The sequence below is a fragment of the Lachnospiraceae bacterium oral taxon 500 genome, assembly GCA_002999035.1.
Lineage (GTDB): Bacteria > Bacillota > Clostridia > Lachnospirales > Vallitaleaceae > W11650.
The window spans coordinates 21,922-35,003 of record CP027241.1; the positions used below are offsets into that span (position 1 = coordinate 21,922).

15 protein-coding genes are annotated in these 13,082 nt (G+C 45.2%); all 15 read right to left on the bottom strand.

Annotation, left to right across the window (positions count from 1 at the left end):
- Positions 1-20: 20 nt before the first annotated feature.
- A complete protein-coding gene (locus C3V36_00145) occupies positions 21-359 on the bottom strand; it encodes a conjugal transfer protein (protein ID AVM67810.1) in 339 nt (112 codons plus the stop codon).
- Positions 349-1,080, bottom strand: a complete 732-nt coding sequence (locus C3V36_00150; protein AVM67811.1) for a phage antirepressor Ant — start codon at positions 1,078-1,080, stop codon at positions 349-351. Before C3V36_00150 ends, C3V36_00145 begins: the two co-directional genes overlap by 11 nt.
- Complete coding sequence (locus tag C3V36_00155) at positions 1,077-1,562, bottom strand: PcfB family protein (GenBank protein AVM67812.1); 486 nt, start codon at positions 1,560-1,562, stop codon at positions 1,077-1,079. The genes C3V36_00150 and C3V36_00155 overlap by 4 nt, the downstream gene beginning before the upstream one ends.
- A complete protein-coding gene (locus C3V36_00160) occupies positions 1,559-2,410 on the bottom strand; it encodes a nucleoside triphosphate hydrolase (protein ID AVM67813.1) in 852 nt (283 codons plus the stop codon). Before C3V36_00160 ends, C3V36_00155 begins: the two co-directional genes overlap by 4 nt.
- Positions 2,407-3,171 (bottom strand): replication initiation protein, encoded by a 765-nt coding sequence (locus C3V36_00165; protein AVM67814.1) that lies wholly within the window; start codon positions 3,169-3,171, stop codon positions 2,407-2,409. The genes C3V36_00160 and C3V36_00165 overlap by 4 nt, the downstream gene beginning before the upstream one ends.
- A gap of 87 nt (positions 3,172-3,258) precedes the next feature.
- Positions 3,259-3,543, bottom strand: a complete 285-nt coding sequence (locus C3V36_00170) for a hypothetical protein (protein AVM67815.1) — start codon at positions 3,541-3,543, stop codon at positions 3,259-3,261.
- Positions 3,544-3,971: 428 nt separating this feature from the next.
- Positions 3,972-4,574, bottom strand: coding sequence for a hypothetical protein (locus C3V36_00175; protein ID AVM67816.1), 603 nt, complete (start codon positions 4,572-4,574; stop codon positions 3,972-3,974).
- Between the two features lie 147 nt (positions 4,575-4,721).
- Positions 4,722-6,131 carry an ABC transporter ATP-binding protein gene (locus C3V36_00180; protein AVM67817.1) on the bottom strand — a complete coding sequence of 470 codons (1,410 nt, stop codon included), beginning with the start codon at positions 6,129-6,131 and terminating at the stop codon, positions 4,722-4,724.
- Positions 6,119-6,814: a hypothetical protein gene (locus C3V36_00185; GenBank protein ID AVM67818.1), complete on the bottom strand. Its 696-nt coding sequence runs from the start codon at positions 6,812-6,814 to the stop codon at positions 6,119-6,121. Before C3V36_00185 ends, C3V36_00180 begins: the two co-directional genes overlap by 13 nt.
- Positions 6,815-7,010: 196 nt before the next feature.
- Positions 7,011-7,676 (bottom strand): hypothetical protein, encoded by a 666-nt coding sequence (locus tag C3V36_00190; protein AVM67819.1) that lies wholly within the window; start codon positions 7,674-7,676, stop codon positions 7,011-7,013.
- 146 nt (positions 7,677-7,822) lie between these two features.
- On the bottom strand, positions 7,823-8,956 hold the full coding sequence (locus C3V36_00195; GenBank protein ID AVM67820.1) for an RNase III inhibitor: 1,134 nt from the start codon (positions 8,954-8,956) through the stop codon (positions 7,823-7,825).
- 160 nt (positions 8,957-9,116) lie between these two features.
- Positions 9,117-10,298 carry a glycerate kinase gene (locus C3V36_00200; GenBank protein AVM67821.1) on the bottom strand — a complete coding sequence of 394 codons (1,182 nt, stop codon included), beginning with the start codon at positions 10,296-10,298 and terminating at the stop codon, positions 9,117-9,119.
- A gap of 13 nt (positions 10,299-10,311) precedes the next feature.
- Positions 10,312-10,650, bottom strand: a complete 339-nt coding sequence (locus C3V36_00205; protein AVM70379.1) for a DNA methyltransferase — start codon at positions 10,648-10,650, stop codon at positions 10,312-10,314.
- Positions 10,637-11,821 carry a hypothetical protein gene (locus C3V36_00210; protein ID AVM67822.1) on the bottom strand — a complete coding sequence of 395 codons (1,185 nt, stop codon included), beginning with the start codon at positions 11,819-11,821 and terminating at the stop codon, positions 10,637-10,639. The genes C3V36_00205 and C3V36_00210 overlap by 14 nt, the downstream gene beginning before the upstream one ends.
- Positions 11,818-13,068 (bottom strand): glycosyl hydrolase, encoded by a 1,251-nt coding sequence (locus tag C3V36_00215; GenBank protein ID AVM67823.1) that lies wholly within the window; start codon positions 13,066-13,068, stop codon positions 11,818-11,820. Before C3V36_00215 ends, C3V36_00210 begins: the two co-directional genes overlap by 4 nt.
- Positions 13,069-13,082: the final 14 nt, after the last annotated feature.

The window sequence follows — 13,082 nt, forward strand, 5'->3', positions numbered from 1 at the left end:
TCACTCCTGTTCAGTTAATATTATGCAACCCATCTTGCTGAACCATACTCTTTTCCTTGCCTGAACTTCTTGGCATTTTTACCTTTGGTATAGATAATGAATTTAATTATAGCAGCAACAACGATTCCTGTCAGTATATCCATAAGGTGTACGCTTGGAATAAAGCTCATGGTATTAAGTTCTAATATTCCTTGAAAGATTTTGTCTATCACATCACCACCGGTATAGCTTCTTACATGATGAGAGAAGATGTTGCCTAAATAGAAAAATGCAAGATAGGGAATGTTTTGTTTTACAAACCTTGCCTTATCCTGCACTTTGAATAAGCCTTTCATGTCTTTTAATATCTTATCTATCACGAGTCTTTTCACCTCCAATCAAAAGTAATAGGTAGTGCCTGCCTTTCGGTGTTACAAAGGTCTGTATCCCGACCGCTTCGCTCCCTTCTTTGCACCATTCCTTTACCTCAAAATATCCTTTGTTGTTCTTGGCATAGGGTAGAAGTCTATTTTTCTTATCCCGATAAATAAGTTCCTTGTCTATGAGGAATTGAATGAATACTTTTTGCGGGATATGAAGCTCTTTTGCTGTATTTCTGAAATTGGTAAGCAGATGGTTATTCACCAATTCATCAAAATACTTAGCTTTCGGCTCTAAATCTTCAATCACTTTTTCTTTTTCAGTAATGAGATTATTGGCAAGAAGCACCGCATTGGCGAGTATCTCTTCTTTCGATAAATTCTCTTGATTTCTTATATATCCGCCATTTTTGCGAATGCTCGGAAGCACATCTTTTGTAACCCAACGCTTAAACTCTTTTGCCTGTAGCAGCTTGGAAGATAGGATAAGAGAGTAAAGACCGGACTCGTTGATTAAGGTTACTTCCCTCATTTGACCTGCGTACCCAATTTGGGAACGCAGCTTATCTTCTTCATCTACATGAACCATAACTGCTTTTCTATAATTGCTGTACCCAAGCAATTCTGCGATTTCATTTCCGATAAAGAAAAACTCACCGTCTTTTTCAATTACAGTGAGTTTCCCGAATTTCATATTTTCAAATGTTATCAAGCTGCTCATAGGCTCTGCTCCTTTTGTTTATTCTTAACTTTATCCTTAGAAACAGTATTTTTTGCCATCTCTTTAAACTTCTCGATATTTTTACGAATGGATTCTTTCCGTTCCGTTTTTCTTTCTGATCTTGCAAGAGCATTTTTAAAGGCTTTCTCCATCATTTTCATATCTTTGGCTTGGAAAAATACGGCGTATTTTCCTGTTTCTTTATCTTTCATGACGGAAAACTTAACCCCGTATTTATTCAGCTCTTTTTTCAGTTCTTTCAGTTCCGCTTCTTCTACCGGTATTTCTTCCAGTTGCCCTTTTTTAGCCATATCTTTGAGCTTGACTTCATTTCCGTTTACTTTAACGAGTTTTTCAAGTCCTCCCAGTTTTTTTGCTTCTTTCATCAGTTTTTTCAATAGGGCTAAAAGAAGTTTTCCGGTTACTTTGGCAGCTTTAATCTCAAGGTTTAGTGTCTTTCTTGCAATTTCTTCGTTAATCAACTTCTATCACCTCCGTTTAGTAATCGTTCTTTATTTCGGTTTAACTTCTCTTTTTGAATCATCTTCCTGTAATCTTCTCCGACAACCATCACCGGAATACACATCTCAATAATCCTTGAGTAAATACGCTGATATTCCACACTTTCTGTGCAGTTTGAAATGGTGTCGTAGGAAAGATTGGTTGTAAATATGGTCGGTTTTTGTTTCAGGTATCTGTTATTGACAATGTTATAGACCTGTTCTTTGGCATAGCTGGTATCTCTTTCTATTCCCAAATCATCTAAGATGAGAACGGAAGTATTTACAAGCGATTCGATATACTCATTTTTATCAAAATCAAATCCGCTTTTTTGAAGATTGTTGATTATCTGAGCAAAGTTTCTTATCTTTACACTTATCTGATACTGCTCTATGAGTGCATTGGCAATGGAGCAGGCAAGATATGTTTTTCCGCTTCCGACTGAACCATAGAATAACAGTCCGATATTTTCCTTTTTCATCTCCTCATACTCTTTTACAAAGTTTTTTGCAATGGTAAGACTCTGATTTTCCTCTCCTTGATAATTATCAAAGGTATATGACCACTGAATAAGGGAGGCAAAACAACTTCTTTTTAATCGCTCAATCTCCATCTGCTTTTCTCTTGCCTTTTGTTTGGCTTCTCTGTCTCTGTCGCACTTGCAGGAAACTTTGTAGATTCTCTTTTTACCAAGCATCTCTAAGGCTTTTCCATCTTTTCTTTCATGACAGTTCTTGCAATAGGCGTGTCCGTCTTTGATATATTCTCTTTCCGGATCGTAGGAATACTCGGTATCCTCAATCATTATTCTTTTCATCTCACTCATCATAAATGCTCTCCTTTGTCATATTCTGCCCATGTCGGGATATTGGATGGCTTATCCGCTTTCTTAGTTCCCTGATCCTTATAAAACCATGAAAGGATTGTTGCCTTATGGTCTTTATATGTCTTTCCGGTACTTTTGATATACGCTGACAACCGTTGAATGTAGTTGTCAAATTGATAGCCTAATATCTCCTTTAGTTCTTTTGTTTCTTTTTCTGTGAGAAATACATTTTGAAATGTGCCAAGTCCGGTTTGCCCCTTACTAAAATCAGTATTACTATAATCAGGTTTATTTATATTAGTATTACTACTGTGTAGATTCTTCACTTCTTGAAGTGTAATTTCTACATTTCTGGAGTGTAAATTCTTCACTTCTGAAGTGTAATTTTTACACTCGAAACGAAACACACTCATAAAGTCTTTCACATAAATGATGTTCGGCTTTCCAAGTCCCTGTCTTTTTCTCTCAATCAGTCCGATTCCCTTTGTGTTGGCATCAAGCTCATTTAGAATCTTTACCGCTGTTTTATTCGACTTGTTTAGCATCTTCATGATTTCTTCGACGGTAAACACGATGTAAACTCTACCTTGCTCGTCAATCCAATCATTTTTGAATGACAGACTTGAACGCTCTAATAAACAGGCATAGAGTATTTTGGCATCGGAAGATAAATTTTTATATAAATCTTCGGTTACCAAAACCTTGGGTAACATATAAAAGCTAAATCTCTCCGTATCCCGATTATAGAAATAATCAAAGTCCATCTTTCACCCCCTCCCTTCTTTAAAATTTCCACTAAAAAAGACGATAGTTTTATCTATCGCCTTTGGTAACCATTTTTATGAAATTTTTTAGATTGATTTTATCGCTTCATTGATTCCTTGTATAAAAGCTATGATTGCTGCTCCAATCATCGGTATTCCGTAAGGACTTAGCAGAAATCCAAGGATAAGTGCTTCTATTGCTGCTTTTGTATCGTGTAGCATAAAGAACGAGCCTATGGCAACAAATACACACATCAGCATAAGCAAATATAGGATTGCAGTTCCTACGCTAAGCAAGAATGTCAGAAAGGCAGTCAAAATGCTTAACAGCAAACTGATTGGGAACAAGATTATTTTTATTATCCATCTCATAAAACTCTCACCTTCCTTGTATCAGAAAGGCTGATGTAATGGCTTGAAATATTTTTACATACCATAAATGCCTCCTTTTAGACCTGATTGTTTGATTTTTACAATTTTAAAAATAAGGATACAGTGCTGAAAGCCCCGAATTATCAAGCTTTTTTCTCTGTATCCCTATTATATCTCAAGCCCACCTCGTATGTGTTAAACTATTTTGTCCATTGGACACCTCCTTTTGATATTCTTATGCGGTTTGCAGACCTGCATTCATTATATCATTGGAGGTTTTTTGCTTGAAGCTAAAGCTTCCTTCTCCCCCAGCACAGCTGGGGGGGTTTTTGTTGCTAAAGCATACCAAAAATGCGCCCGCCCGAAAAAACGGACAAGCGCATAAACAATTTATTTTTCTGTTATACTCCGCCGGGAAAGTTGCGTGATTAGTTCTCCTCTCCCTCTTTCAAATGCTTTTTCAATATAATATACCCCAGATAAATCCCTGCTAACGCCAGCACAAAAGTAATAAATGTCGCCAGCACACCCATAATTCCTTGCGTGAATTTAATCTGAGCGTCCATCATTTCCGCCGTCATTCCGGCTCGGCCAACCCAGTGCGCCTTGTACTGCTCCAGGAAAAACCAAGATGGAACAATCGCGCCCCAAGCCTGTCCTACATGCATCAAACCGGATGCCAGCGCCAGTTTCCATACCTTGACAGTTTTGCCATCCCTGGAAGCAATAAAATCAGCCACTGCCGCCATAACCAGCGAACTGATTACCCATGGGAGATATCCGCCGCCCAGCAGCCAAAATATTACCATCAAAATACCTGTCATCAGCGTAAACTGCCACATCTTGCCTACTTTTCTGGAAAGAAAAACAATCACCGCACCGGCAAGCAGTCCGCAGGCTCCCGGACTGATGGCATGGCCGAACGGGCCAAGCGGTGTAATTACAGCCATTGCTATCATATAAAACACCATATACAATGCCGTCAGCAATGCAACAGTTACCACATCTTTCATTTTAAAATTATTTTTCATCTTGTCCTCCAAAATTAGTTTAAGTTTTATATTGCAGCATAAATGCCTTGCAGTTTTTGCCATACCTGCCTGCATTCCTATTGGGCGCCGCTTCAGCGCCGATAAATTATAAAGTCTTGCCTTATAGGCGTGATATGCGTTCCTGCTTTATAATGCTGCCGCCATATTTTCAAATATCCCGTTCAGTTCCGGCAAAGTATCGTCTTTCAGCGCAAAGTCTTTCTCAATTTTTCCGGCCTTAAGGTAAATAATCCGATTGGCCACATTTCTGATAAATTCATAGTCATGGGATATCACCAAAATCGCAGCGCTTTCTTTTAATCTTATGATTTCCGCCGCTACCTTTTTCATCGAAGCAATATCCAATCCGCTGGTCGGCTCGTCAAAAAGAATCACCGGCTTTTGACAAAGCACAGCCATACCAATCTGGAGCCGCTGTTTCTGTCCGCCGCTTAAATCAAAAGGATGTTTATGCCGGTAATCATACAGCCCCAAGTACTTAAGAGTATCTTCAATCGCGGTTTTATCATTGGTGACCAACGCCAGCTCATTAAAAACCGAAGTGCCGAACAGCTGAAAATCCGGATCCTGCATGATATAAAACGGCAGTTCATCTGCTTTAATCTCGCCCTTATCCGGTTTTAGACTCCGGCATAAGAGTTTGGCTATCGTCGTTTTCCCGGCTCCGTTATTCCCGACCAGGACGCTGACTTCCCCTTTTTGAAGTTCTATATTGATATCTTTTAAAACATTCTTATAGCTGACATTCTCAAGGCAGGCCACCTTCTCACCAGCCGGGCCGCTCTCCGGCGCAGGTACATCCAGTTCAAACAGTGCAAAGCTTCTGGTGTCATATTCACTTTGTTTAAATTCCATTTCGCTTGGAAAGCATCTTAATTTGCCGTTTTCCATTAGAAAAACCCGATCAATCAGCCCTTTCAAATAATAAAACCGATGATCGGCCACTATCACAGTAAAGCCGGCCTCCCTCATTTCCGCAATAATCTTTCCCAATTTGATCGCATTTCCATAGTCCAGATTGGCTGACGGCTCATCAAAAATGACCACCTTTTGGTTGAGTGCCATGGCGGAAGCCAGCGCTAAGAGTTGTCTTTCCCCGCTGGATATTTCAAAAATATTTCGATCCAAAAGCGAATGAAGCCCGAACTTTTCCGTCAAAGCGGTCAGTCTTTCGTCCATAAGCTCTTTTTTCAATCCATAATTTTCCATCGGAAAAACCAATTCCGCCGTGGAATTGGTCGTAAAGAACTGGCTTCTCGGGTTCTGAAAAACCGATCCTATCTTTTGGTTCAGTTCAAACATTTTAAGCTCACTATATTTTTTATCTTCAAAATACAGCGCTCCGTTTAACCTGCCCTCTATCGTTTCCGGAATCAGACCGTTAAGGCATTTGAGCAAAGTAGATTTGCCGCTGCCGCTGTCCCCGGCCAGCAAAATAACCTCGCTGCCTTTAATGGAAAAATCAACATCCTTTATGCCGTCTTTTGACTGTTCATACCAAAAATCCAGCTTTTCAGCCCTTATCATCTCGTCCATAATCCTGCCCACACAATCCCAATTATTAGTATCATCAGCAGCAAAGCATCACTTGTTCTAAACTTCTGTTCATAATAAGAAGTTCTTTTAATATCGGCGTCGATTCCTTTGACCAGTCCGGCCGAGGTTACTTCCTCCGCCAAGGCGGCACACCGGAAAAGCTGCGGCACCACAAAGTATTGAAAACTCTCTACCGGCCGTCTCCAAGTAAATGCAATCCCTCTTAGCCGCATCGACTCCTTTATATAGCCAAACTCCCGCTTAAAAGTCGGTATATAGCGCAGCGTGATAATCACTGCTACCACTAAGCTTCTTGGCAGCGGCAGCTTTTCCAGCGTTGACAGCAGCTCGGCCGTGGTATAATCCTTAAACAGAATAGTCGCCATCATCAAACATGGCAAGAACTGCATCAATATACTTAAAAACACAAGCGCATAGCCTGCCGGAATAATATCCATGAAAACAATACAGCCTGCCGCCTCTGCCGCGTATATCGCCATAAATATCAGCGCCCTTTTAACCTTGCCTGCCAGCAGCAGCACCAGCGAGGCAAACGCCATCAGAATGTAATTAAGCGGAAAAGCCGCCATAAATATAAACAGTGTCGGTATCAGGATATTAAAAAATAAAACCAGTGACGGATTTATTTTTATTGCTTTCACTTTCATAAAGTTCCTCGACATACTTTGTTGACAGCACAAGTTTCAAATTACTCTCTTCCCCTTCCCTGATTGGACAGAACCATCTTTTTAGGCTGGTTAGCCGTTCGTGCAGAAACACACCGTTTCAGCATGAAAAAGGAAGGTTAGTTAATACTAACTTAAAACAGTCTACTCTTTTTTAGGCATTTCGTCAAGGAAAATATTTTAGTTTGGCAGCTTATCCTCTGGCCTTAAAATCCTGGTCAATTTCCTCTTTCCACACCCCTTCGGCAAAAACAGAGCCGATTTGAGCGGAAGGGCAGCGTCTGGCACAGGATACCGCTTTTTCCAATACTCGATAATTAAGTGCCGTCCCCTTGGCATCGCTGTAGAAATTAGCCGCCCGATCCCGGTCAATGCCCATACCCTCGGCTGCTTTGATCGCGTCAATATTCGCTCCCAGAAAAAGGAATTCCCAGTTATGTTTCTTTTTCTGACGCTCAATCATTTTCTTAACCTTGTCAACACTGTATTTGGTACTGGCATTTTCCAGCCCGTCGGTCGTAATGACAAACAGTGTCTTGGCCGGCCGGTCTTCTTTTCTGGCATGTTTATGAATATTGCCGATATGATGAATCGCTCCGCCAACCGCATCCAGCAGCGCCGTACATCCTCTGACATAGTACTCTTTTTCGGTTAACTTCGGCACATCGCCAATCTTTATCCGGTCATGAATGACATCACAGGCATCATCAAATAAAACCGTTGAAACAATCGCTTCTCCCGCTTCCTTTTGCTGTTTCCCGATCAGCGAATTAAAACCGCCAATCGTATCCGACTCCAGGCCGCTCATCGATCCGCTTCTGTCCAGAATAAACACAAGTTCCGTTAAATTTTCTCTCATAATAAATCCCTCCGTAAACTGGCTGCAGCGTAAGCTGCGGTTTTGTTAGCTTCTGAGATTATTATAAACTTATGAGCAAATATTCGGTCACTTGTCAGGCGACATATTGCCCCCAGTTCAGGCAAGCGAATAATTCTATTAGCGCTTTAAGAGGCCTGCGTCCCCAAGAGCGGCTCGCCATGCTCAAACAGCGCCACATTGATTTCATAAATATCGTATGCCTCTCTTTCAATAAAATACTGCACGATGACATCCTGCTTGCTGCATGGCGATAACGCCAGTCCCGCCCTTGACAGCAAATCTCTGGTATCGTCCAAATTAAGCCGCAGCGCAATCGCCAGCGCTAAGGCCGTGGCTTTGCTTGGATTTTTGGTAGTGCCGCACTTTAACTTAGAAAAAGCTTTTCGGTCCAAATTGGCTTTTTTCTGGACTTCCACATCGCTCATGCCTTTGGCATCGGCAAAGGAAAATACCAGTTCCATAAAGGTTTTATCCAGATTATTAACCACATCGTCAAGGCTTCTTGCCGCCGAAGCCTTACAGGCCGGCTCCGCTGCGACTAACTCAGCCATGACCTCATTACTCACTTTACCCAGTTTGGGGCTTTCCCGTCTGGCTTTCCTGTCTCTGACCGCTTCCGCCATGCCGCCGGTAAGCTCCCGAAAAATCCTGCTCGCCGCCGGCAGCGGCGGAGTCAGCCACCGCTGCTGACTTGAAACATGCCTGCCATACTCCTCTGCTTCCTGTTCGGCCGCGTAATTATCATTAATATAAGCGTCAATATCGCCATATAATTCCGCAGACAGGGAAAAAGCCTTACGGTCAAAGACGACCAGAAAAATTCCCATATCATGCTCCGCCAGACAGCGTTCAATCTCTGACAGCGCGATTCTTAAAGCAATCCCCTTGGGAAACCCATAGTGGCCGGATGCTAATAAAGGAATGGCCAGGCTCTCTATTTCATGTTCAGCCGCCAGTTGAAACGCGCTTTTATAGCAACTGCGGATAATTTCTTCCTCACCCGCATTTCCCCCTTGCCAAGCTGTCCCGGCGGTATGAATAATATATTTAGCCGGCAGTCCATATCCGGGAGTAATGACGGATGTGCCCGGCTTAATAGTGCCAATCTCCTGTCTTTTGGCCAGCAGTTCTTTTTCGCCGGCGGCCTGATAAACCGCCGTATCAACTCCGGCACCGTACCCGGGCATGGGATTGGCGGTATTAACAATCGCGTCAACCTGCATTTTCGTAATATCATTGCGGACGATTTGAAACGGCATGATACACTCCTTTCCGTAAAACGATACCCTAATCTATCTTGCTAAGAGGATGCTAGTTTTATCATACCGTAAAATTCAAAAATTGAAAAGAGCCAACCCAATTTTGACCTAAGCGCTTAGGCAATACAGCGGCATATCATAATTTTATCATCAAAAGGCTTCACTCCCTATTGACGCAAATCAATAGCCGGATAATGTTTTGAACGGCCTGATACAAAAAGTCATTTCCCTTGCGCATGGCTTCCTCCAACGTTACCGGCCGGTTGATAATGCTAAACGCCGCGCTTAACCCGCGGTTATAAAGTTCCTCATAATCTTCTCCGAGCGAACCCACGACGGCAATAACGGGAATACTATATTTTTTTCCCAAAAGGGCAATGCCGTTCGGCAGCTTGCCAAATAAGGTTTGCCGGTTCATTTGCCCTTCGCCGGTAATAATCAAATCATAGTTTTCTGTTGCGATTTTGCGCTCCACTTCAATTACCTGACTGATTAACTGAAAGCCCGGCTCTAACCGGCAGTTTAAAAAACTCAAAAAAGCAAAACCCAGACCACCGGCCGCTCCGGCTCCGGCGGCAGCCGCTTCTTTTTTACCGGTAAAGCTTTCCACCTGACGGGCATAATTTTTCATGCCGCTTTCCAGCCGGTCAAGCGCTTCTGAATCCGCTCCTTTTTGCGGCCCGTAAATATAAGTCGCTCCGTCTTTGCCCACTAACGGGTTTTCAACATCACAGGCAATTCGGAACAAAACCGAGCCCAGCCCGGCCGGCACCTTTTGACCGGCAATGCGACAGACCGAGCCTAATTCCTGACCGTGTCCGCTTAACTCATTTCCATTTTCATCAAAAAATTGATAACCTAAGGCCGAAAGCATTCCCATGCCACCGTCATTGGTCGCGCTGCCGCCGATACCCATAATGATTTCCCGGCAGCCATGCTCAATCGCATCCAAAATCATCTCCCCAACACCATAAGATGTGGTCTGTTCGGGGTTTCTTCGCTCCGGCGGAACCAGATCCAGTCCGGCCGCTTCAGCCATCTCCATAATCGCCGTTTTCCCGTCCGGCAAAACCCCATATCGGGCAACATGCGCCTCCCCCAGCGGATTGCGAACCTGACATTCGCGTATTTTGCCGCCTACATTATAAATAACGGCTGCTACCGTGCCCTCGCCTCCGTCTGCAAGCGGCAGAGTATCGATCCTGCACTCCGGAGCAATCTCGGCAATGGCGGCTTTCGCCGTCTCACAAAATTCCCTGGCACTGATGCTCCCCTTAAAAGAATCCGGCGCAATCAGAACTTTTTTCCGAAATTCACTTTTACTCATGCTGCTCATCTCCATATCTTATTTATGACTAACATTCCCACTGATATCTTTTCATATCAACCCATCCATTCGCTTTGAACCGGACACCCTCATCCAGCAGCCGCTCCCTTTGCCCGTAAAAATGCGGTGCCAGGCGACCGGCGTGATTGACCACCCGATGGCAGGGATAATCGCCATAAAACTCGGCCCTACTCAATACCTTACCAACCAGACGGGAGTTTTTGCCTTTGCCGATTAACCTCGCAATCTGACCGTAAGAAGCGACCTTGCCCTCGGGAATTTCCGCCACAACAGACAGAATCTCATAAATCAAAAGTTCATCCACTGTTTTTCGCCCTTTCCTGCCCTTCCGGTTACCCGGCCATATTGAGTCTGCCCGGGAGTAATAAAAGTAAAACTGCCGCCCCGGCAATTACCGCGCTGACGATATAGCGCAAAGAAACTTCCTGACTGCCGGCGGCCGATAATAAAAAGGTAAACAGCGGTGGCAGAACAGCCCCTAAATTACTGACAATCATCACCGCTCCGGCATTGCTGCGGCCTTCCGTCTTTCCGCAATCGGCCGCTGCCAGGAACAGATAGGGAATCACCGTTCCCAGCGCTCCGCCGGCCAGCAAACTACCCATATAAATCGCCGGCAAAGAGCTTCCCCAGCCGCATAACAATTGTCCGGCTGCCAACAGCCCAAAGCCGGCCGGCAAAAGATAATTTTTCAAAACAAGGCACAGCTTAGCAAAAAACGCCGCCGCTACCGCCGCGCCTGCCAAAACACAGAACCCGGCCGCACTCGCCTGCGCAAATCCTCCTAATCCGGCCGCAGTAATCAGCATACTCAAATTAGAAGAGGTAATACCCGATAACCCCGAAATCAAAAAAACAATTCCCAACACGCCCGCCAGGCTTTTCCGGCTGTTTTCTCTAAATGCCGTTTGGGGCACCGGTGAATCTGCCTTCGCCTTATCGCCCTCGCTCCCGACCTCCGCCGGCAGCGTCAGCCCGGCCAGCAACAACCCGGGGATAATCAGTAAACTGGCTAAAAAGGCAAACCGCCAATGAAAATGATCCGCCAGATAACCGCCGAGAACAATCAAAAGCATCGCTCCCAGATAAGCCGCCATGCTTTGCAGGCCGATTGCCCGCTGTTTTTCCTCTCCCTGAAAAAAGCCGGTAATCAGCCCCACCGCCGCCGGACAAACCAGGCCCACTCCTATGCCTGATAAGACTGCTCCCGCCAAAAGCCAACCGAATGAGAAAAAATATTTCCATGACAGCAGCCCGCCGGCGGCAAATAATGCACCACCGGACAAAATAGCCGGCCGGTAAAGACCTTTTTGACATAACCGCTCTGCTGCCCCGCCGGCGCAAATCACGCCCAGACTGACCGCCGCCGGCAATGTCTGCGCCAGAAAGCTCCCGTTTTCCTGAAATCCGAGCGCGATCGGGGCCAATACCGGCGTATACAGGACTGCCCCCATCTGCACCAGCGATACCGCCATTACGGTCAGCATCAGCCATCTTTGCTTCCGCTCAGCCTTCATTCTCGCTCAAAAGCCTCCGCCCGCACTTCCGACAGCATATATTTGCCAATCCGTTCGGGCCTGCGCTCAATCCATTCACCGCGGGTAAAATCCGGCACCGGCACCGCCTGTCCGCCCATTGCCACCGATTGCTCCGATAAATAAGTCACCGCCATCCAAACCGCCGCATCATAAACATCAATCGGCGGCTCGCCGTGCTGAATACTGTCGATAAAGGCGCACAGCACCAAATAATCAATATCATTATGCCCTTCTTCATGGGAAATACCATGCTTCTCCACATGTTCTTTCCACAGAGGATGCCGGTACCTCTCCCTATATTCCTCCAGCGCTACCCATTCATGCATTTCGTCCTGGCCGGTGACTCGCACTGCTTCCGGTTCGATGTAGATGCCGCCGGTATCTTCTACCCACGCGCCCCGGGTTCCCTGAATTTTGCCGTTGCGGGAATAGGGTCTGGGCAAACTACAGCCATGCGTCAGCGTAATCGTTTCCCCATTGGCACATTTTAAAATGGTGGTGACAATATCGCCCTGATTCCAAGATAAATCCTGTACGTCCTGAGACTGATTGCTGCGTCTGGCCCAATCCCGCAAACCTCTGGCCTTGGAGGCAACGGACACCAATGACAGCAGCCGGTTGCCCCGGTTAATCCCCAGCAGCTTACAAATCGGCCCTAATTGATGCGTCGGATAAAGCTCTCCGTTCCGGCATAAAAAATTACGCATCCGGCCATGCTTTCTCTCCCGCCCGGTTACAATCTGCTCCCGCAGATCATGCTCATAGCCGCCCGCCGTATGCACGATTTCACCGAACAAGCCCTGTTTGGCCATATGAAAAAGCATCAGCTCATTGTCGGCATAGCAGCAGTTTTCCAAAAGCATACAAAACTTTCCGGTTTCCTCACTGACCCGCACCAGTTCCCAGCATTCCTGTTCACAGGTGGCTCCTCCCACTTCCAGACCGACATGCTTGCCGACCCGCATCGCATCTACCGCAATCCTGGTATGAGTCGTCCATGTGGTAGTAATAATAACCGCATCCAAATCCTGCTTCAGCAGCTCCCGATAATCCCGGCCGGTCCAGGGGCGCCAGCCATATTTGGCGCAAAGAGCTGTTCCTTCCTCCACCCGGAAATCATAAGTATCACAAATCGCAGCAACCTCAATCCCGGCTATTTGTCCCAGACTGGCAAACAGCACTTTCCCCCGTTCGCCCAGCCCAATCATACCGATCTTTATCGTCATCAGGCTCGCCTCCT